Consider the following 18,940-nt stretch of genomic DNA (forward strand, 5'->3'; position numbering starts at 1 on the left):
GATAAATCCATGCCTTCCAGGCATCAGTAGTGATACCACTTCAGCTCCAGCAGCACTTCGTTCTCGGGCGAAGCGACGTGGCTGAATTCACGCTGGGCGCTCAGGCGCAGGCCGAGGTTGCGTGACAGTTCCCATTGCTGGTTCAGGCTCAGGCTACGGCGTACTTCGCCATTGATGAAGAAGTCGCCGCGGGTTTCCAGGCTCAGGTTGCCCAGCGGATTTTTCCACAGCACGCCGCTGTTGAAGCCGGCCGCCGGGGAGAGGAACTGCGCGACATCATTGTTGTGCTCGACACGTACCGTGCCCAGGGCGAAACCCAGCACATCCTCGCCCAACTGCCAGGTACCGCCACCGCCGCCATTGACGTGACTGACCAGGGTTTCGTCGTCGTGCTTGCCCGGCACACGCTCCAGGCCGCCGGTCACTTGCCATGACCAGGGTTGCAGCAGTTCATTGCGCGGGGTCAGCGAGCGAATCGTCGCCAGATCGAATTGTTGCAGCTGCCACTCGTTGCCTTCGTACTGGCGCAGCTTCATCTGCAGGATTTCAATCTGTGCACCGAGCGGGAAGCTCTCGGCATTGTCGTTGAGGTCGTGATAGGCCATGCGCAGGCCGTACTCACCAAAAGCCTTGTCGCCACGGGTGCCAAGGCCCGCCTGCCAGGTTCGCGACTGATGACCGTCCTCCGGCAGTCCCGGGCGTTCGATGGACAACTCCGGCGGCGGGTTCTGGTTAATTGCCCGCAGTAGCTCGAAACTGCGTTGCGCGCGCGCCGGGTCTCGCTCCTGGCCGTTGGCCCGGTAGCGCTCGAGGCGATAGGCGGCATCGATAATCAGCGCCTGGCGGTCCCGTGGCAGGGCCTTGAAGGTTGGCGCCTGCAGCTGTTTCTGGTCGGCGCTGACCTTCAGCACCCACTGTTGTTCGTCGTCGGACAGCGGCTCGGCCCGGCTCAGCAACTCTCGTTCGCGGGACGGGCGGTAATCGATCTTTTCCACCAGCCCTGCATCTTTCACGGCCTTGACCGTGTCGGTAGGGATCGCGGTCAACGGGAATTGTTCGGTGAGCCTGAGGCCAGGTCGCGCGACTTGCAGCAGTTCCAGCAAGCGGTAGGAGCAGTTCTCATCGAAGAAGAAATAGTCGAACTGGATCTGCTTGAGCTCCCAGACGTGTTCAACCATGCGCTCGGTTTCGACCTGCGTCAGGTTCAGTCGGTACTCCCACAGGTCACGGTTCTCCAGGCTGCGGTATTCCGAGAGTTTTTCCTGGTAGGGCACCAGTGCAAACAGTCCCGGATAACCGCCCATCAGGCCTTTCCAGGCGTACAAAATGCTGTTGTCCGAGCCTTCGATGTAGGCGCCGAAGTTGATCGCGTAGCTGAGCAGGGCGGTGTTGTTGCTTTGCACGTCGGCCTGGTCGATACGCAGCAGCGTATGACCGAACATCGAGGAGGGGCTGTTGAGGTAGGCCGCGGGGAAAATCATCACTGCGCTGTGGGGCGAGACGTCCTTGAACCATTGCTTGAATTCACTGCAGTCCACCGCCGGCAAGTCGGTGAGGTTGAGCTGCGCTTTCAGCCAGCGGGTACGGGCCGGGTAAACGCATTGGGCGTGCTGCTGGCCCAGGCTGGCCGGGCCGTAGAGCGCCTGCACAGTGGCCGCCAGTTCCGCATCGGGGTGCTCGGCACCCTGGGCTGCCAGGAAGAACTTTTTATCGCTGATGTAGCTGCGCCAGCCACCCAGTTTGGCGGTTTCGTAATGCCCCAGGGAAATCCAGAACGGGTCGTTGGCCAGTTGCTGCAAGCGTTGGTTGTCGAAGTGAGGCGCAGCGGAAAGCGGGGCGCAGACAAACAGCGCCAGACAGGCAAGGCGTTTGAGCATGGTGGGCAACTTGAGTCGAAAAAATAAAGACCAAAGGCAGTCAGGTCCAAAAAATAAAGCCCGCTCCGGTGACGGAGCGGGCGAGGTCGAGCTTAAGCAGGGGTCGCGTATTTGGCCAGGCGGGCGTCGCCCTTGAGCACAGCCAGGGTGTTGGTATGCACATCTTCAGCGGTCACGTCAGCTTTGCTGAAGATCTGCTGGAAGTGCTCGTGAGTGACGGCGGCGAAATGTGCACGGTCTTCTGGTGCGACGCCCAGGACCACCGCGTAGGTGGTCAGCGCTTCGCCCTGGCCCTTGGCCATGTCTTCGGAGAGCTCGTTCATCATGCCGTTCATGGCGACCCAGGACTTGCCGCCATAGGTCAGCGCAGCGTTGGTGGCGCAGCCGTTGGTGCCCGAGGTCATGCCGAAGGTAGCGTTGCCGGAGGTGCCGTTGGTGGTGGAAGCCAGGAAGTGCGCCGGGGTGCCGCGCTGACCTTCGAACAGCATGTTGCCCCAGCCGCAATCCGGCCCGCCTGGCGCCTGGGCCATGGCGTTGAGGGATGCAACGGTGAAGAGAGTACCAAGAAGAATCCGTTTCATAGCTGTGTTCTCTTTTATGTGCGTACCAATGGACAGGAGTTCTGAGGCCAATTTGGCATCAGTGGGCCGGTTATTAGTCCAGCCGCGCAGGATGGAGTTTAGGCACGATCCGCCGGATCTGTGTAGTTTTGCATGACTCTCCTGCATAACCATTGATTTGACCCCCGCTGCGCTGGGGGGGCGGCGCTTGGCGATGCTTTTAGCCAAGGCGCGCCTTGCCAGTCTGGTGCGGGCGGCGCCAGAATGCCTCAACTGCCCCGCCTGAAGTAAGGAAGCCCGATGCCTGATCCTGTTGCTGCCAGTTTGCGTCTAGCGCCTGAAGCGCTGACTCGTCCGTTTTCCGCTGAACAGTTCAGCTTCTCTACCACCAATGAACTGGAACCTTTTCGCGGTGTGCTCGGCCAGGAACGTGCGGTCGAAGCCTTGCAGTTCGGTGTGGCCATGCCCCGCCCCGGTTACAACGTGTTTGTCATGGGCGAACCCGGCACGGGTCGCTTCTCGTTCGTCAAACGCTACCTCAAGGCCGAAGGCAAGCGCCTGCAGACCCCGGCGGACTGGGTCTACGTCAACAATTTCGATGAGCCGCGCGAGCCCCGGGCGCTGGAGTTGCCATCAGGCACGGCGGGTGCGTTTATTGCGGACATCAATGGCTTGATCGACAACCTGCTGGCGACCTTTCCGGCAGTCTTCGAACACCCGTCCTACCAGCAAAAGAAAAGCGCCATCGACCGGGCCTTCAACCAGCGCTACGACCGCGCCCTGGATGTGATCGAGCGCCTGGCACTGGAAAAGGAAGTCGCGCTGTACCGTGACAGCAGCAACATTGCCTTTACCCCGATGAGTGAAGGCAAGGCGTTGGACGAGGCGGAATTCGCCCAACTGCCGGAAGCCGTTCGCGAGCGCTTTCATGAAGACATTTCCGTCCTGGAAGAGCGTCTGAACGAAGAGTTGGCCAGTTTGCCGCAGTGGAAGCGTGAGTCGAGCAACCAGTTGCGCCAGCTCAACGAAGAGACCATCACCCTGGCCCTGCAGCCGTTGCTTTCGCCACTATCGGAAAAGTACGCGGAAAACGCGGCGGTGTGCGGCTACCTGCAAGCGATGCAGGTGTACCTGCTCAAGACCGTCGTCGAGCAATTGGTCGACGACAGCAAGACCGACGCAGTCGCGCGCAAAATGCTGGAAGAGCAATACGGCCCTAGCCTGGTGGTGGGGCATCCGTTCAGCGGTGGCGCACCGGTGGTGTTCGAGCCGCATCCTACCTATGACAACCTGTTTGGCCGCATCGAATACAGCACCGATCAAGGCGCGCTGTATACCACCTATCGGCAATTGCGCCCGGGCGCACTGCACCGCGCCAACGGCGGCTTCCTGATTCTCGAAGCTGAAAAGATGCTCAGCGAGCCCTTTGTCTGGGATGCGCTGAAGCGGGCCCTGCAGTCACGCAAACTGAAAATGGAGTCGCCGCTGGGCGAACTGGGTCGGCTGGCCACGGTGACCCTGTCGCCGCAACATATCCCGTTGCAGGTCAAGGTCGTCATCATCGGTGCGCGCCAGTTGTACTACACGCTGCAGGACCTGGATCCGGACTTCCAGGAGATGTTCCGGGTGCTGGTGGACTTCGACGAAGACATCCCGTTGGTTGACGAGAGCCTGGAGCAGTTCGCCCAGTTGCTCAAGACCCGCACCTCGGAAGAGGGCATGGCGCCGCTGACGGCCGATGCGGTCGCGCGTCTGGCGACTTACAGTGCGCGCCTGGCCGAACACCAGGGGCGTTTGTCGGCACGTATTGGTGATCTGTTCCAACTGGTCAGCGAGGCGGACTTCATTCGTCACCTGGCGGCTGACGAGATGACCGACGCCGGGCACATCGAGCGTGCGCTCAAGGCCAAGGCCACCCGTACCGGGCGTGTGTCGGCGCGGATTCTCGATGACATGCTGGCCGGAATCATCCTGATCGACACCGATGGTGCAGCGGTGGGCAAGTGTAACGGCCTGACCGTGCTGGAAGTCGGTGACTCGGCCTTCGGTATACCGGCGCGGATCTCCGCCACGGTCTACCCGGGGGGCAGCGGTATTGTCGACATCGAGCGAGAGGTCAACCTCGGCCAGCCGATTCACTCCAAGGGCGTGATGATTCTCACCGGGTATCTGGGCAGCCGTTATGCCCAGGAATTCCCCTTGGCGATCTCGGCGAGTATTGCGCTGGAGCAGTCCTACGGTTATGTCGACGGTGACAGCGCGTCCCTGGGCGAGGCCTGCACGCTGATTTCGGCCTTGTCGAAAACCCCGCTCAAGCAGTGCTTTGCCATCACCGGCTCGATCAACCAGTTCGGTGAAGTGCAGGCGGTGGGTGGGGTCAACGAGAAGATCGAAGGCTTCTTCCGGCTCTGTGAAGCGCGGGGTTTGACCGGCGAGCAGGGTGCGATCATTCCCCAGGCCAACGTGGCCACGCTGATGCTTGATGAGCGGGTGCTGGCGGCCGTACGTGCCGGTTTGTTCCATGTCTATGCGGTGCGTCAGGCCGACGAGGCATTGAGCCTGCTGGTGGGCGAAGCGGCCGGTGATCCGGATGAAGAGGGCCAATTCCCCGAGGGCAGCGTCAACGCGCGGGTGGTGGAGCGCTTGCGGGTGATTGCCGAGATGATCAGCGAAGAGGACTTGAAAGAGGCCGAGAAGGAACTGGCCCACGAAGCCCTGATCGCGGCCAAGCCGGCCAGACTCTAGAAACATGGCATTGCCATTGTGGCGAGGGAGCTTGCTCCCGCTCGACCGGTCCGCGCTCGGGCAAAGCAGTCGTAAACGGGTATCTGCGGGTTGACTGAACATCCGCGTTGCCCGTTTTAGGACCGCTTTGCGGTCCAGCGGGAGCAAGCTCCTTCGCCACGGGTTTGTTGTGGGCCCTAACAGGTTCGCTGATTGCCACCCAGGTGGCGACAATAAAACAGCAAATGACCATTCGGCGCCTTCCTGGCGCCGTCAACCTGCTGATTCCGCTTTTCTTCTATGCTCAGCTCAAGGACATCGACAGTCATCACTGGATCGAGCCAGCCTTCGCGTGGAGGCTGAACACCGGATCTACCGAGGGTCGCCGCTATGTCGCGCAACCTCTGCCTCACCCGTCAGTGCCTGGGCCTGGTCACCCGTATCGAATGCAGTATTCGCCCGCTAGCCGGGGATACGGGCATGTGGACCTTGTTGTTTGCCGCCGGCATGGCCGGTGAGCAGCCTTCGGCAATCAAGGCCCAAGGCCCGTTTCATGGTCCGTTCGTGGCTGAATCCATCCTCGATACCATCGTTGAAAGCCTGACGATGCATGGTTACCAGTTGACTGATGATCCGCAAATCTGGTGCTTGCACCTGCAGGCCCAACTGCGGGAAATCAACGGTGGCCGTTGCCGCAACCCGAGTGGTTTCGAGTTCCATCCCGAGCATTAGGCGGCTACTCGGCAGGGCTTGGGGGGGGAGCCTTGTCGAGTTTGACCTCGAATCCATATTCGACCGTCTCGAGGTCGGTGCGCTGGTACGTTTCCAGGCTGGTCGGCTGGCCGTAGAAATAGTGCGCATCGAACGCTGCGATTCCTTTCTGGCCGGTGTCGTGGCGGACCTTCAGAATCTCCTTCAGGTAGAGACCGCTCGCGTCCTTGGCAAAGAAGCGCCAGTCTGGCGCGGGGAACAGCTTCTGGTCCACCACCAGAACGTTGCCCTTGAGTGTCAGGCCTTTGGGCAGCTTGCCTGCGCTGAGGCTGTTTTTTTCAATGATGGCGAGAAACAGTGGCATCGAGCCGACAACGTAGGCGGGGGGCTGGGGGAACAGCGTCAGGTCGTACGTAATGGTCGCCCGCAGAGGGTCGACGGCAAAGGCTTCGGGGGGCAGGTCGACGGGTTTGCCACGGCTGCCTTTTTCATCCTGGGTGAAGAAGGTCACGGGTGTATCGCCGGGGCTGAAGGTGTTGCCGAGCAGTTCGTCGTTAAAGCTTCTGGGGTGGTCAAACTCGATGCGTGCAGCGCTGGGATCCTCCACCGATTGGCTGATACGAACACTTTTTTTCAGTTGCTCCTCATTCAGCGAGGCACCTTTGAGCCAGCTGCCGGCCTGATCGTCATACACCGTGACCGGAAGTTTCAGGCTTTGGATGGTTTTGTCGGTGGTGGTGCGGTCAAGGCGTCGTACCGGCAAGTCCAGGTCCTTGCGGGTGACCGTGACGGTTGAAAAGTCCGCGACGTGGACGTCCAGGCTGTCGATCGGGCCGTTGAAATACACTTTGGCGTACTGGTGCGTTTGTTGTTGCTCAAAGCTGCGAAGCTCGTCGTTGAGCTTTTTTTCCAGGGCATCACTCCAGGCTGCTTGCTGCTGCATCCTGGCGAGCTGTTTCTGGTAGAAGGCAATTTGCGTGGGGTCTTGATTGATCGAGCCGGCGCGGGAAAGAAATTGCCCGGTCTGGTCTTTGGCCTGGACGATCAGCGGGTTGACCGAGATGCCCTTGACTTCGAGGGCCAGTGCGGCATGGTTGTTGAACTCGATTTCGGCGTAGTGCTTGTCCAGGGCGCGCAAGACGAGGCTGATGTTGCCGTCGCTGCGCGCTTGCCCGATATCCTTTTTCGTCAGGTTGAAGGTCACCACCTCGCGAGGTGCGATGACTTTGATCTTGCCCTGCAGTGTCTGCGGTTGCGGCTGGTTCTTGTTGTCGACCTTCAGCCCCTCGGTAAAGGGATAAGCGACAGTCAGGACATCCGGATCGGTCAGGTTGGCGCTGGACGGGCTCAACTGAATGCCGGGGTTGGTTTCCGACCACTCGGGCCGGAAGGGGATGACCTGCCTGTTATTCAGCGTGACGGATTGCCATTCCAGGCGATAAGGGAGGGGAAGGCCGGAAGGCGTGTTGAAGCTGAAGGGGAAGACCGGTTGCAGGTCGGTCAGGTAATCGGAGCTGGAGTGCTTGCGCAGTACAAACAGGCCATTGATGTAGGTGTCGACCAGCGCTTGCAGGCTGGGGTAGTGCCTGAGCGGCGCCAGGGTGTCTTCGGCGTATTCGGTTTCGATCGGCTTGCTGTCGAGCGCTTGCTGTGCGCGTTCGAGCAGGAGCAGTGAGCTACCGAGGTGGCTCACGGCATCCTTGAGCTTGGGGTCCTGAATCGCGTCCAGCGACTTTTCGAACTGCGCGGTCTTGTCCTCAAGGCTCTGCGGTGGGGTGTCAGCGCTGGGCGAGCAGCCACCCATCAGCGCCGCGAGGCAAAGGCCGATAGTCGTCGAGGGCAATCGCCAATCCATTTTCCGGTTTCCTGTACGGCGCCACGCAGCGGTGCGGATGCTTTGGACGTTAGCAGAAATTCGCTTTGCCACACTCGCAGGTTGTGGATTTGTCTGCGGTTTATGGGGATTTGAGCGGCTGATATACTCGCCGCCATTTTCAGCCCTGACGTGAGATTCAATGGAACGCTTTATCGAAAATACAATGTACGCGTCGCGCTGGTTGCTGGCGCCGATCTACTTCGGCCTGTCCCTGGGCTTGCTGGCCTTGGCCCTGAAGTTCTTCCAGGAAGTCTTTCACGTTATTCCCAACGTGTTCACGATGGCCGAGTCCGACCTGATCCTGGTGCTGCTGTCGCTGATCGACATGGCGCTGGTGGGGGGGCTGCTGGTGATGGTGATGATCTCCGGGTACGAAAACTTCGTGTCCCAGCTCGACATCGATGAATCCAAGGAAAAGCTCAACTGGTTGGGCACGATGGACTCTTCTTCGCTGAAGATGAAAGTCGCGGCCTCCATCGTGGCGATTTCCTCGATCCACCTGCTGCGTATCTTCATGGACGCCAAGAACGTCGATCCCGAGCACCTGAAGTGGTACGTGATCATCCACATGACGTTCGTGATTTCTGCGTTCGCCATGGGTTATCTGGACAAGCTGACCAAGCACTGATTGCTCGCCCCTGCGCAGTGCCTTGCCGCCCGGCCGTTGAGAAACGGACGGGCGGTGGCGTTTCTGGCTTGTGCTTTGCGGCGCCGGGGAATATCCCTGTAAGGGCTCGGGGTCGCCATTGCGCGGGGTGCATTCATGAATCTGCAGGAGTTGAACGCCTATGCCATCGCCCGGAAAGTCGATGAGCTGAACCTGATCTCCATGGAAGGCGGGATCTACGTGCTTGAAGCCCGAATGCACGGAGCGGCTCATGTGGTCGAAGACCGACACGGCCAGGTGATGCACCTGCGTTCGGTGGAGCATGCGCGGGAGGTGCTGCACGCCTTTCCCGACCTGCCGTTCAACCTGGTCCATACCTCGGTGCATGACGAGATGTGCGGCCTGGGTTCCAGTGGGGAAGAGAGCCTGAAGGTGCCGCTCTAGGCGTCGAGTCGGGTATGTAGGGGGTGGCCTGACAGGGCTTCCCCCTGATCACGGCCACGGCATCTGTGCTAGTCTGCTCGCCCTTTTGGTTCCGGGCGTCCCGGGATGCGCTGTGCTCGCACGGCGATGTCTCGGGCCGTCCGCACAGCGGAGCAGTGTCATGTCCGAAGTAAATCTGTCCACCGACGAAACCCGCGTCAGCTACGGCATTGGCCGTCAGTTGGGCGACCAACTGCGCGACAACCCGCCACCGGGTGTTAACCTGGACGCGATCCTGGCCGGTCTGACCGACGCATTCGCCGGTAAGGAAAGCCGTGTTGGCCAGGAAGCCATGTCGGCCAGCTTCAAGGTTATCCGTGAAATCATGCAAGCCGAAGCGGCTGCCAAGGCTGAAGCCGCAGCCGGTGCTGGCCTGGCATTCCTGGCTGAAAACGCCACGCGTGATGGCATCACCACTCTGGCTTCCGGTCTGCAATTCGAAGTGCTGACCGCAGGTGAGGGCGCCAAGCCATCCCGTGAAGACACCGTGCGTACTCACTACCATGGCACCCTGATCGACGGCACTGTGTTCGACAGCTCCTACGAGCGTGGCCAGCCTGCAGAGTTCCCGGTTGGCGGCGTGATCGCTGGCTGGACCGAAGCCCTGCAACTGATGAACGCCGGTAGCAAATGGCGCCTGTACGTGCCGAGCGAGCTGGCTTACGGCGCTCAAGGCGTTGGCAGCATTCCGCCGCACAGCGTTCTGGTATTCGACGTCGAGCTGCTGGACGTTCTGTAAGACCTGAGTGTGGAGCGGGCTCGATAATGTGGGAGCGGGCTTGCTCGCGAAGACGGAAGGTCAGACAACATCAATGTTGGATGTCAGATCGCTTTCGCGAGCAAGCCCGCTCCCACAGGGTTCGCTCCGACATTTTGCATACAACCTTCATATCTCGAGCTTGTTGTTCAGCTCATTGGTCGGGCGCAATGCTCGGGCATAGCAGAACAGAAACAGGTTGCGTACCAGTTCCTTGAGCACCACTGGCTCGCTGGAACTCAGGCCGTTGACGTCCAGATCACCCTGGTCCTGTAGCTCGTTCAAGGCTTCTTCTTCAAGTACCGCGCATACTTCCCCGGTCTCCCGATGCAGGATCCTGAGGTAAGGGTGCGGGCGGTCCAGCCAGGCATCGATCAAGTAAGTCATGATGCTCATCTCCTTTTTAATGGTTTGATGAGAATAATTCTTATTCAATTAATAGCAAGTGCCTATTGGCGGTTTGTGCTGTTTTTTGTGTGGGAATTGCTGAAGGTCAAAACGGATGGCGTTTTGCTACTGGGCGGGAAGGGGGGGCTAAACGGGGGATGCACCATCCCACGCCGGGCGCGGGATGGCATGCAACAGGCTCAGACCTTTCTGACGAACTCGGACTTGAGCTTCATCGGGCCAATGCCGTCGATCTTGCAGTCGATGTCGTGGTCGCCATCGCACAGGCGGATGTTCTTGACCTTGGTGCCAACCTTGACCACCAGCGAAGTGCCTTTGACCTTGAGGTCCTTGATCACGGTGATGGTGTCGCCATCTTGCAGGACATTGCCGACCGAATCCTTTTTTATGGTTTCATCGGACGCGGCTTCGGCTTCGCCATTGGCGGACCACTCGTGGGCGCACTCAGGGCAGATCAGCTGGGCGCCGTCTTCGTAGGTGTATTCGGAATTGCATTTTGGGCAGGGTGGCAACGTGCTCACTAAGGCTCCTTGGATTCAGGATCGCTAAAAGCGCACATTGTATAGGGTTTTACACGGGAGAGGGCACGACGGTGATGACCTGTGGGGGCGGGGTTGCTCGCGAAGAGGTCATAACATCCAACATCATCGTTGAATGGCACACCGCCTTCGTCGGAACGCCGCCCCCACAAGGGACCGCTTTTAGTGCGTACGGGCGACCGCAAACTCGCTCAATTCGACCAACGCATCGCGGTATTCACTGGCGGGCAGTGTTTCGAGGCAGGTGATCGCTCGGGCCACATAGTCGCGGGCCAGTTGCGCGGTGTAGTCCAGCGAGCCCGAAGCCTCCACGGCAGCACGGATGCTTTCCAGGTCTTCGATGCCGCCCTTCTGGATCGCCTGGCGCACCAGTGCCGCCTGTTCCGGCGTGCCTTCGCGCATGGTGTAGATCAGTGGCAGGGTCGGCTTGCCTTCGGCCAGGTCGTCGCCGACATTCTTGCCCAGAGTTTCTGCATCGCCACGGTAGTCGAGCAGGTCGTCGACCAGTTGGAAGGCTACGCCCAGGTGGTCGCCAAAGGTACGCAAGGCTTCGCTCTGTTCCACTGTCGCGCCCGCCAGGGCAGCGGCACTGTGGGTCGAGGCCTCGAAGAGCATCGCGGTTTTGCCGCGGATGACTTCCATGTAGGTTTCTTCGGTGGTGCTGGCATCGCGCACCTTGGACAGCTGCAACACTTCGCCTTCGGCGATGATTCGCGTGGCTTGCGAGAGGATCTTCATCACCGGCATCGAGCCCAGTTCGACCATCATCTCGAACGAGCGCGAATACAGGAAGTCACCAACCAGCACGCTTGGCGCATTGCCCCACATGGCGTTGGCGGTCGAGCGTCCACGGCGCATGCCGGACATATCGACCACGTCGTCATGCAACAGGGTGGCGGTGTGCAGGAACTCGATAGTGGCCGCCAGCAGGCGCATGTCGTCGCCTTCGCGACCCAGGGCCTTGCCGCACAGCAGCACTAATAAAGGACGCAGGCGTTTACCGCCAGCCGAGGTGATGTAGTCGCCGATTTTCGATACCAGCGGCACTCGGGAAGTCAGCTGCTTCTTGATGATGCCGTCGACGGCGTTAAAATCGTCCGCCACCGCGCGGTAGAAAGCTTGGGGTTGCATCAGCGACAGTTGCTCCAGAAGGGTTGCGCGGCATGCTAGGACCCACGCCAGCAGGTGTCAAGGCGCGATGGAAGGCCCCTTGCAAGGTGCTCGCGCCTTGCGTACAATCGCGCACCCTGAACTTCCTGGGCAGCACCTGCCTTACGCAATTGCAATCGGGCCTTCCAGCCCCATGCAGCCATGCCAGCCAATACCTCTTCTTATAAAGAGCTGGGTGAGCAGGATTATCGGAGAAATACCATGTCTTATGCAGTAATCGTTACTGGCGGCAAGCAGTACAAAGTCGCCCCAGGTGAATACCTGAAGATCGAAAAACTGGAAATCGCTACCGGCGAATCCGTTACTTTTGATCGCGTTCTGTTGGTTGCCAATGGCGACGACGTGAATATCGGCGCTCCAGTTGTTGCTGGCGCTACCGTTGTGGCTGAAGTGATCTCCCAAGGTCGTCACGATAAAGTCCGCATCATCAAGTTCCGTCGCCGTAAGCACCACATGAAGCGTATGGGCCACCGCCAGTGGTACACCGAGATCAAAATCACCGGTATTCAGGCTTAATTTCAGCCTAATTCCTCACTAGGAGAATTGAACTCATGGCACACAAAAAAGCTGGTGGTAGTACCCGTAACGGTCGCGACTCAGAAGCCAAACGCCTTGGCGTGAAGATGTATGGCGGCCAGGTTATCATCCCGGGCAACATCATCGTGCGTCAGCGCGGCACCCAATTCCACGCTGGCTACGGCGTTGGCATGGGTAAAGATCACACTCTGTTCGCGAAAATCGACGGCGTGATCAAGTTCGAAGTAAAAGGCGCTTTCAACCGCCGTTACGTGAGCATTGTCCCGAAGACTCCAGTCGTCGCGGCATAATTACGTAGTTGCTGGAAAAGCCCTGTCTTGCGACGGGGCTTTTTCGTTTGTGGGGTGAGTCTCTTGCAAAACTGTTTGTATGGGCTGCCGGCGCTGGATGACACGGTCGTTGATTGGGGTCGCTGCGCTCATTTTTGCAAGAGTCTTATGTCTTAGTGTTTTTCGGCTCGTCCGTATGGCGAGAGGCGTTTTGTTATGAAGTTCGTTGATGAAGTATCGATTCGAGTAAAAGCTGGTGACGGCGGCAACGGTTGCATGAGTTTCCGTCGCGAAAAATTCATCGAAAACGGTGGTCCTAACGGTGGTGATGGGGGTGACGGCGGTTCGGTCTACATGATCGCCGACGAAAACCTCAACACCCTGGTCGACTACCGTTACACCCGGCACTTTGATGCCGAGCGTGGCTCGAACGGCGGCAGTACCGACTGCACCGGCAAGAAGGGTGAAGAGTTGGTGTTGCGGGTTCCGGTCGGTACCACGGTGATCGACTCGGCGACCCAGGAAGTCATTGGCGACCTGACCAAGGCGGGTCAGCGTCTGTTGGTGGCGCATGGTGGCTGGCACGGTCTGGGTAACACCCGATTCAAGTCCAGTACCAACCGCGCGCCGCGCCAGACTACGCCAGGCAAGCCGGGCGAGCAGCGTGACCTCAAGCTGGAAATGAAGGTGTTGGCCGACGTCGGCCTGCTGGGCTTGCCGAATGCCGGTAAAAGTACCTTTATCCGTTCGGTCTCCGCCGCCAAGCCGAAAGTGGCCGATTACCCGTTCACCACCCTGGTGCCAAACCTGGGTGTGGTCAGTGTCGACCGCTGGAAGAGCTTTGTGGTCGCCGATATTCCGGGGCTGATCGAGGGCGCATCCGATGGCGCGGGCCTGGGGATTCGCTTCCTCAAGCACTTGTCGCGTACCCGTCTGCTGTTGCACCTCGTCGACATGGCGCCACTGGATGAAACCAGTGCTGCGGATGCTGCCGAAGTGATCGTCAGCGAGCTGACCAAGTTCAGCCCGTCCCTGGCTGAGCGTGATCGTTGGCTGGTGCTGAACAAGTGCGACCAGATCCTTGAGGAAGAGCATGAGGAGCGGGTCAAGGAGATCGTTGATCGCCTGGAGTGGGCCGGTCCGGTCTACGTCATCTCGGCCATCGCCAAAGACGGCACCGATCGCCTGACGCGTGACATCATGCGTTACCTGGAAGATCGTGCTGATCGTCTGGCTAACGACCCGGCTTACCGTGAAGAGCTGGCTGATCTCGATCAGCGCATCGAAGACGAGGCGCGTGCCCAGTTGCAGGCGCTGGATGACCAGCGTGCCCTGCGTCGCAGCGGCGTGAAGTCGGTCCATGACATCGGTGACGATGATTGGGATGAAGAAGATGTGGATGACGAAGATGGTCCGGAAATCATTTACGTCCGTGACTGATTCGTTGCAGTAAACTACAAGCGCCGCTCACTGAGCGGCGTTTTAGTATCTGTAAAAAACAACTACGAATAATCGCATGGGTGGCGCTGGGTCGCGCCGCTCGCCGGCATAGGTTGGAAGATGATGCGGAGCAAGGTGACAGGTGCGCAGCGTTGGGTCGTGAAGATCGGCAGCGCTTTGCTGACGGCTGACGGCAAGGGTCTGGATCGCGCGGCAATGGGCGTCTGGGTTGAGCAAATGGTTGCGCTGCATGAGGCGGGTGTCGAGCTGGTGCTGGTGTCCTCCGGGGCGGTGGCGGCGGGCATGAGTCGCCTTGGTTGGACCGCACGACCCAGTGCGATGCATGAGCTGCAGGCGGCTGCCGCCATCGGACAGATGGGGTTGGTGCAGGCCTGGGAGTCGAGCTTTGCCGAGCATGGCCGGCACACGGCGCAGATTCTCCTGACTCATGACGACTTGTCCGACCGCAAGCGTTACCTCAATGCGCGTAGTACCCTGCGCGCGCTGGTCGAGCTCAAGGTCATTCCGGTGATCAACGAGAACGATACGGTGGTCACTGACGAAATCCGTTTCGGTGACAACGACACGCTGGCGGCGCTGGTGGCCAACCTGGTCGAGGCTGATCTGTTGGTGATTCTCACCGATCGTGACGGCATGTTCGATGCTGATCCGCGCAACAATCCGGATGCCAAGCTGATTTACGAGGCGCGTGCCGATGATCCAGCGCTGGATGCGGTGGCTGGCGGTACGGGTGGCGCATTGGGGCGTGGCGGCATGCAGACCAAGTTGCGTGCGGCGCGTCTGGCGGCGCGTTCGGGGGCTCATACCATTATCGTGGGTGGGCGCCTGGAGCGGGTGCTCGATCGCCTGAAGGTGGGTGAGCGCATTGGCACCTTGCTGTCGCCTGAGCGCGGCATGCTGGCTGCGCGCAAGCAGTGGCTGGCCGGGCATCTGCAGACCCGCGGTACGCTGGTGCTGGACGAGGGGGCAGTGGCGGCATTGTCCCAGGGTAACAAGAGCCTGCTGCCGGTCGGCGTAAAGCTGGTCCAGGGCAGCTTCCGTCGGGGCGAGATGGTGGTCTGCGTGGCGCCGGATGGTCGTGAGATTGCCCGTGGCCTGGCCAACTACAGTGCGCTTGAAGCGCAAAAAATCATCGGTCAATCGTCCGAGTCGATTGTCGGTCTGTTGGGTTACATGGCGGAGCCTGAGCTGGTTCACCGCGATAACCTGATTCTGGTTTAAGGAAAGTGCGTATGCGCATGGTGAAAGGATTGTTGGGGTTGTTGCTGGCGATGCCACTGCTGGCATCGGCGGAGGAAATTGGTCAGGTGTCGACGGTGTTCAAGTTCGTTGGGCCAAACGATCGTATCGTCGTTGAGGCGTTCGATGACCCGAAGGTGGATGGTGTGACTTGCTACCTGTCTCGCGCCAAGACGGGCGGGGTGAAGGGTGGGTTGGGGTTGGCGGAAGACCGGGCCGAGGCGTCCATCGCCTGTCGTCAGGTTGGTCCGATCAGCTTCAAGGGTGAGCTCAAGGATGGTGATGAGGTGTTCAAGGAGCGTACCTCCCTGGTGTTCAAGACCATGCAGGTGGTGCGCTTCCTCGACAAGAAGCGCAATACCCTGGTGTATCTGGTCTACAGCGATCGCTTGATCGAGGGTAGTCCTCAGAATGCGGTGACGGCGATTCCGATTTTGCCTTGGGCGCACGCTCAATAAGTAAACGAAGATCCAAATGTGGGGGCGGGCTTGGTCCGCTCCCATTTTTTTGCGCTGCGATCACTGAATCACAGGCAATAAAAAACCGACCCTGAGGTCGGTTTTTTAATGAGCGTGTCGCTTAGGCAGCAGCGGCAACGTTCAGAGCCTTGACGTGGCCATTCAGGCGGCTCTTATGACGAGCAGCTTTGTTCTTGTGGATGATGCCTTTATCGGCCATACGGTCGATAACAGGCACGGCCAGAACGTAAGCGGCTTGCGCTTTAGCAGCGTCTTTTGCGTCGATGGCTTTAACTACATTCTTGATGTAGGTACGAACCATGGAACGCAGGCTGGCGTTGTGGCTGCGACGCTTCTCAGCCTGTTTTGCACGTTTTTTGGCGGAAGGTGTGTTGGCCACCGTCGAGCTCCTCGAAAGACTTTTTGGGAAATAGCAAACAAAATAGGCCGCGAATCATGCCGATGAGTTGAAGTCTTGTCAAGGGCGGTTGAGACGTTCCGCTAAGTGGTAGGTATAAATCACCGGGATATTTCATTCCGGCGTACGACCTGTAAACTCGCGAGCTTTGGCTCTGTGCTGTTGCGGCGCGGAGTATCGCATAAGTAGGCGCATTGTTCGCCTGCTGTTTATCGACAGGCACAAAACTCTTCAATGAACCTGCTCAAATCCTTGGCTGCCGTCAGCTCTATCACGATGATTTCCCGGGTTCTGGGGTTTGTCCGTGACACCCTCATCGCCCGCATTTTCGGCGCCGGCATGGCCACGGACGCCTTTTTCATTGCCTTCAAGCTGCCCAACCTGCTGCGGCGGATCTTTGCCGAGGGGGCTTTTTCCCAGGCGTTCGTGCCGATCCTGGCGGAATACAAAAGCCAGCAAGGCGAGGAGGCGACGCGGACTTTCGTTGCTTACGTTTCCGGTTTGCTGACGCTGGTGCTGGCGCTGGTCACTGTGCTCGGGGTGGTAGCGGCGCCTTGGGTGATCTGGGCTACAGCCCCCGGTTTTGTTGATACTCCGGAAAAATTCGAGCTGACCACCAGCCTGTTGCGAGTGACGTTTCCTTATATATTGCTGATCTCGCTGTCCTCGCTGGCCGGGGCCATCCTCAACACCTGGAACCGTTTTTCGGTACCGGCCTTCGTGCCGACGCTGCTCAACGTCGCCATGATCATCTTTTCGCTGTTCCTGACGCCGTACTTCGATCCGCCGGTCATGGCCCTCGGATGGGCGGTACTGGCTGGTGGCCTGGCGCAGTTGCTCTATCAGCTGCCGCACCTGAAAAAAATCGGCATGTTGGTGCTGCCGCGCCTGAATCTGCGCGACAGCGGCGTCTGGCGGGTCATGAAGCAAATGCTGCCGGCGATCCTCGGGGTTTCGGTCAGTCAGATTTCATTGATCATCAATACTATTTTTGCCTCGTTTCTGGTGGCGGGGTCGGTGTCCTGGATGTACTACGCCGATCGCTTGATGGAGTTGCCATCCGGTGTGCTGGGGGTGGCGCTGGGGACCATTCTGCTGCCGACCCTGGCCAAGACCTACGCCAACAAGGACCGTCACGAGTACTCGCGCATCCTCGACTGGGGCCTGCGCCTGTGTTGTGTGCTGGTATTGCCGTGCGCCCTGGCGCTGGGGATCCTGGCCGAGCCGCTGACCGTTTCGCTGTTCCAGTACGGTCAGTTCAGCGCCTTTGATGCCGCCATGACTCAGCGCGCACTGGTGGCCTATTCGGTGGGGTTGCTCGGGATTATCCTGATCAAGGTGCTGGCGCCGGGCTTTTATGCACAACAGAACATCCGCACCCCGGTAAAAATCGCGATTTTCACCCTGGTGGTCACCCAGTTGTTCAACCTGGCCCTGATCGGTTCTCTGAAACACGCAGGCCTGGCGCTGGCCATCAGTCTCGGCGCCTGCCTCAATGCGGGATTGTTGTTCTATCAGCTGCGCAAGCAGAAGATGTATCAACCGCAACCGGGCTGGGGGAAGTTCAGCCTCAAGCTGGTGCTGGCCGTGGGCGTGATGTCGGCGGTGCTGCTGGGGCTGATGCATTTCATGCCGGCCTGGGGCGAGGGCGGCATGCTGGAGCGTTTCCTGCGCCTGGGGGCGTTGGTGGTTGCCGGCGTGGTCGCGTATTTCGGCATGCTGGCGCTGTTGGGTTTCCGCCTGCGGGACTTCAACCGCAAGGCGTTGAGCTAAGGACATTGGCTCAATAATGGCGGCTCGGATGGCGGTTTTGTCGGTTCGATCACTTTGGGTTACGGTGTTGCCTGTCGTCGGCCGCCGGGTGTGGTTATAATCGACCACTTTATGAGCAAGAAGCGCGTTATGCAGCTGGTTCGAGGCCTCCACAATCTGCGCCCCCAGCATCGGGGCTGCGTCGCCACTATTGGCAACTTTGACGGTGTTCACCGTGGCCACCAGGCTATCCTGGGCCGGCTGCGCGAACGTGCGCTTGAGTTGGGCGTGCCCAGCTGCGTGGTGATTTTCGAGCCGCAGCCGCGTGAATTCTTTGCGCCCGACACCGCGCCTGCCCGCTTGGCACGCTTGCGCGACAAGTTGCAGCTGCTGGCTGACGAAGGTGTTGACCGGGTGCTATGCCTGGCCTTTAACCAGCGGTTGAGCAAGCTCAGCGCCGCCGAGTTCGTCGAGACCATCCTGGTCGACGGCCTGGGCGTACAGCATCTTGAGGTCGGTGACGACTTCCGTTTCGGCTGTGACCGGGCAGGGGATTTCGATTTCCTGCAGCAGGCCGGGAAGGTTCACGGGTTTACGGTTGAAGCCGCACAGACGGTTGAACTCGAGGGTTTGCGTGTCAGCAGTACCCAGGTGCGTAATGCCCTGGCGGCCGCTGATTTCGCCTTGGCCGAGCGCTTGCTCGGTCGTCCGTTCCGGATTGCCGGGCGGGTCTTGCATGGGCAGAAGCTGGCGCGCCAACTGGGTACGCCGACGGCCAATGTGCAACTCAAGCGTCGTCGTGTGCCACTGTCCGGGGTCTACCTGGTCAGCGTCGACATCGACGGCAAGACCTGGCCGGGTGTCGCCAATATCGGCGTTCGGCCAACGGTCGCAGGTGATGGCAAAGCCCACCTGGAAATTCATGTTCTAGATTTTGCCGGCGATCTGTATGACCGGCGTTTGACGGTGGTTTTCCACCAAAAGCTGCGTGAAGAGCAGCGTTTCGCCTCTCTGGAGGCGCTTAAGACGGCGATCAATGCGGATGTCGCCGCCGCCCGTGCCTATGCCGCACCTAGCGCCCATCGCTAATGAAG

At 59.6% G+C, this 18,940-nt stretch carries 19 protein-coding genes; 12 read left to right on the plus strand and 7 right to left on the minus strand.

Annotated features, from left to right (window positions below; genetic code table 11):
- Positions 1-23: 23 nt before the first annotated feature.
- Together CKW07_RS14215 and CKW07_RS14220 are read right to left on the minus strand one after the other, a co-directional pair.
- The gene (locus CKW07_RS14215; RefSeq protein ID WP_095145463.1) at positions 24-1,877 is read right to left on the minus strand and encodes a DUF4105 domain-containing protein; all 1,854 of its coding nucleotides are present in this window, start codon (positions 1,875-1,877) and stop codon (positions 24-26) included.
- 92 nt (positions 1,878-1,969) lie between these two features.
- Complete coding sequence (locus CKW07_RS14220) at positions 1,970-2,458, minus strand: DUF3015 domain-containing protein (RefSeq protein ID WP_095145464.1); 489 nt, start codon at positions 2,456-2,458, stop codon at positions 1,970-1,972.
- 279 nt (positions 2,459-2,737) lie between these two features.
- On the opposite strand from CKW07_RS14220, the gene CKW07_RS14225 reads away from it, so the two are divergent.
- Positions 2,738-5,182, plus strand: a complete 2,445-nt coding sequence (locus CKW07_RS14225) for a Lon protease family protein (protein WP_095145465.1) — start codon at positions 2,738-2,740, stop codon at positions 5,180-5,182.
- Between the two features lie 369 nt (positions 5,183-5,551).
- Complete coding sequence (locus tag CKW07_RS14230; protein ID WP_095145466.1) at positions 5,552-5,893, plus strand: hypothetical protein; 342 nt, start codon at positions 5,552-5,554, stop codon at positions 5,891-5,893.
- 4 nt (positions 5,894-5,897) lie between these two features.
- On the opposite strand, the gene CKW07_RS14235 is transcribed toward CKW07_RS14230, so the two are convergent.
- A complete protein-coding gene (locus CKW07_RS14235) occupies positions 5,898-7,727 on the minus strand; it encodes a hypothetical protein (protein WP_095145467.1) in 1,830 nt (609 codons plus the stop codon).
- A 160-nt stretch (positions 7,728-7,887) separates the two neighbouring features.
- Between CKW07_RS14235 and CKW07_RS14240 the strand changes: the two genes are divergently transcribed.
- The 3 genes from CKW07_RS14240 to CKW07_RS14250 all read left to right on the plus strand — a co-directional run bounded on the left by CKW07_RS14240 (position 7,888) and on the right by CKW07_RS14250 (position 9,577).
- Positions 7,888-8,376 carry a TIGR00645 family protein gene (locus tag CKW07_RS14240; protein ID WP_095145468.1) on the plus strand — a complete coding sequence of 163 codons (489 nt, stop codon included), beginning with the start codon at positions 7,888-7,890 and terminating at the stop codon, positions 8,374-8,376.
- A gap of 135 nt (positions 8,377-8,511) precedes the next feature.
- Entirely contained in the window at positions 8,512-8,799 is a 288-nt protein-coding gene (locus tag CKW07_RS14245; protein WP_095080730.1) for a DUF6482 family protein, read from the plus strand.
- A 160-nt stretch (positions 8,800-8,959) separates the two neighbouring features.
- The gene (locus CKW07_RS14250) at positions 8,960-9,577 is read left to right on the plus strand and encodes an FKBP-type peptidyl-prolyl cis-trans isomerase (RefSeq protein WP_095145469.1); all 618 of its coding nucleotides are present in this window, start codon (positions 8,960-8,962) and stop codon (positions 9,575-9,577) included.
- Between the two features lie 147 nt (positions 9,578-9,724).
- Here CKW07_RS14250 and CKW07_RS14255 read toward each other — a convergent pair whose 3' ends face one another.
- The 3 genes from CKW07_RS14255 to CKW07_RS14265 form a co-directional block, all read right to left on the minus strand.
- The gene (locus CKW07_RS14255) at positions 9,725-9,982 is read right to left on the minus strand and encodes a hypothetical protein (RefSeq protein WP_095080883.1); all 258 of its coding nucleotides are present in this window, start codon (positions 9,980-9,982) and stop codon (positions 9,725-9,727) included.
- A 200-nt stretch (positions 9,983-10,182) separates the two neighbouring features.
- Positions 10,183-10,524 (minus strand): zinc ribbon domain-containing protein YjdM, encoded by a 342-nt coding sequence (locus CKW07_RS14260; RefSeq protein WP_095145470.1) that lies wholly within the window; start codon positions 10,522-10,524, stop codon positions 10,183-10,185.
- A gap of 180 nt (positions 10,525-10,704) precedes the next feature.
- A complete protein-coding gene (locus CKW07_RS14265; RefSeq protein ID WP_095080734.1) occupies positions 10,705-11,673 on the minus strand; it encodes a polyprenyl synthetase family protein in 969 nt (322 codons plus the stop codon).
- A gap of 240 nt (positions 11,674-11,913) precedes the next feature.
- On the opposite strand from CKW07_RS14265, the gene rplU reads away from it, so the two are divergent.
- From rplU to CKW07_RS14290, 5 genes are all read left to right on the plus strand, one after another.
- A complete protein-coding gene (gene rplU / locus CKW07_RS14270; RefSeq protein WP_003176051.1) occupies positions 11,914-12,228 on the plus strand; it encodes a 50S ribosomal protein L21 in 315 nt (104 codons plus the stop codon).
- 35 nt (positions 12,229-12,263) lie between these two features.
- Entirely contained in the window at positions 12,264-12,539 is a 276-nt protein-coding gene (gene rpmA, locus CKW07_RS14275; protein WP_093419745.1) for a 50S ribosomal protein L27, read from the plus strand.
- Positions 12,540-12,734: 195 nt separating this feature from the next.
- Positions 12,735-13,958, plus strand: a complete 1,224-nt coding sequence (cgtA, locus tag CKW07_RS14280) for an Obg family GTPase CgtA (protein WP_095145471.1) — start codon at positions 12,735-12,737, stop codon at positions 13,956-13,958.
- A 123-nt stretch (positions 13,959-14,081) separates the two neighbouring features.
- Positions 14,082-15,200, plus strand: coding sequence for a glutamate 5-kinase (proB, locus tag CKW07_RS14285; protein WP_095145472.1), 1,119 nt, complete (start codon positions 14,082-14,084; stop codon positions 15,198-15,200).
- 11 nt (positions 15,201-15,211) lie between these two features.
- Complete coding sequence (locus CKW07_RS14290) at positions 15,212-15,676, plus strand: CreA family protein (RefSeq protein ID WP_095145473.1); 465 nt, start codon at positions 15,212-15,214, stop codon at positions 15,674-15,676.
- Between the two features lie 121 nt (positions 15,677-15,797).
- Here CKW07_RS14290 and rpsT read toward each other — a convergent pair whose 3' ends face one another.
- Positions 15,798-16,076, minus strand: coding sequence for a 30S ribosomal protein S20 (rpsT, locus tag CKW07_RS14295; protein WP_007901883.1), 279 nt, complete (start codon positions 16,074-16,076; stop codon positions 15,798-15,800).
- Between the two features lie 252 nt (positions 16,077-16,328).
- Here rpsT and murJ point away from each other — a divergent pair, with 252 nt between their 5' ends.
- Positions 16,329-17,867, plus strand: a complete 1,539-nt coding sequence (gene murJ, locus CKW07_RS14300; protein WP_095145474.1) for a murein biosynthesis integral membrane protein MurJ — start codon at positions 16,329-16,331, stop codon at positions 17,865-17,867.
- Positions 17,868-17,996: 129 nt separating this feature from the next.
- Positions 17,997-18,935, plus strand: coding sequence for a bifunctional riboflavin kinase/FAD synthetase (ribF, locus tag CKW07_RS14305; RefSeq protein ID WP_176465320.1), 939 nt, complete (start codon positions 17,997-17,999; stop codon positions 18,933-18,935).
- The last annotated feature ends 5 nt before the right edge of the window (positions 18,936-18,940 follow it).

Source organism: Pseudomonas sp. Irchel s3b6 (genome assembly GCF_900187415.1).
Lineage (GTDB): Bacteria > Pseudomonadota > Gammaproteobacteria > Pseudomonadales > Pseudomonadaceae > Aquipseudomonas.

Bases quoted from the DNA above. Each gene is read 5' to 3' on its own strand.
- CKW07_RS14215 (WP_095145463.1), bottom strand. From the start codon at position 1,877: ATGCTCAAACGCCTTGCCTGTCTGGCGCTGTTTGTCTGCGCCCCGCTT.
- CKW07_RS14220 (WP_095145464.1), bottom strand. From the start codon at position 2,458: ATGAAACGGATTCTTCTTGGTACTCTCTTCACCGTTGCATCCCTCAAC.
- CKW07_RS14225 (WP_095145465.1), top strand. From the start codon at position 2,738: ATGCCTGATCCTGTTGCTGCCAGTTTGCGTCTAGCGCCTGAAGCGCTG.
- CKW07_RS14230 (WP_095145466.1), top strand. From the start codon at position 5,552: ATGTCGCGCAACCTCTGCCTCACCCGTCAGTGCCTGGGCCTGGTCACC.
- CKW07_RS14235 (WP_095145467.1), bottom strand. From the start codon at position 7,727: ATGGATTGGCGATTGCCCTCGACGACTATCGGCCTTTGCCTCGCGGCG.
- CKW07_RS14240 (WP_095145468.1), top strand. From the start codon at position 7,888: ATGGAACGCTTTATCGAAAATACAATGTACGCGTCGCGCTGGTTGCTG.
- CKW07_RS14245 (WP_095080730.1), top strand. From the start codon at position 8,512: ATGAATCTGCAGGAGTTGAACGCCTATGCCATCGCCCGGAAAGTCGAT.
- CKW07_RS14250 (WP_095145469.1), top strand. From the start codon at position 8,960: ATGTCCGAAGTAAATCTGTCCACCGACGAAACCCGCGTCAGCTACGGC.
- CKW07_RS14255 (WP_095080883.1), bottom strand. From the start codon at position 9,982: ATGACTTACTTGATCGATGCCTGGCTGGACCGCCCGCACCCTTACCTC.
- CKW07_RS14265 (WP_095080734.1), bottom strand. From the start codon at position 11,673: ATGCAACCCCAAGCTTTCTACCGCGCGGTGGCGGACGATTTTAACGCC.
- rplU (WP_003176051.1), top strand. From the start codon at position 11,914: ATGTCTTATGCAGTAATCGTTACTGGCGGCAAGCAGTACAAAGTCGCC.
- rpmA (WP_093419745.1), top strand. From the start codon at position 12,264: ATGGCACACAAAAAAGCTGGTGGTAGTACCCGTAACGGTCGCGACTCA.
- cgtA (WP_095145471.1), top strand. From the start codon at position 12,735: ATGAAGTTCGTTGATGAAGTATCGATTCGAGTAAAAGCTGGTGACGGC.
- proB (WP_095145472.1), top strand. From the start codon at position 14,082: ATGCGGAGCAAGGTGACAGGTGCGCAGCGTTGGGTCGTGAAGATCGGC.
- CKW07_RS14290 (WP_095145473.1), top strand. From the start codon at position 15,212: ATGCGCATGGTGAAAGGATTGTTGGGGTTGTTGCTGGCGATGCCACTG.
- murJ (WP_095145474.1), top strand. From the start codon at position 16,329: ATGAACCTGCTCAAATCCTTGGCTGCCGTCAGCTCTATCACGATGATT.
- ribF (WP_176465320.1), top strand. From the start codon at position 17,997: ATGCAGCTGGTTCGAGGCCTCCACAATCTGCGCCCCCAGCATCGGGGC.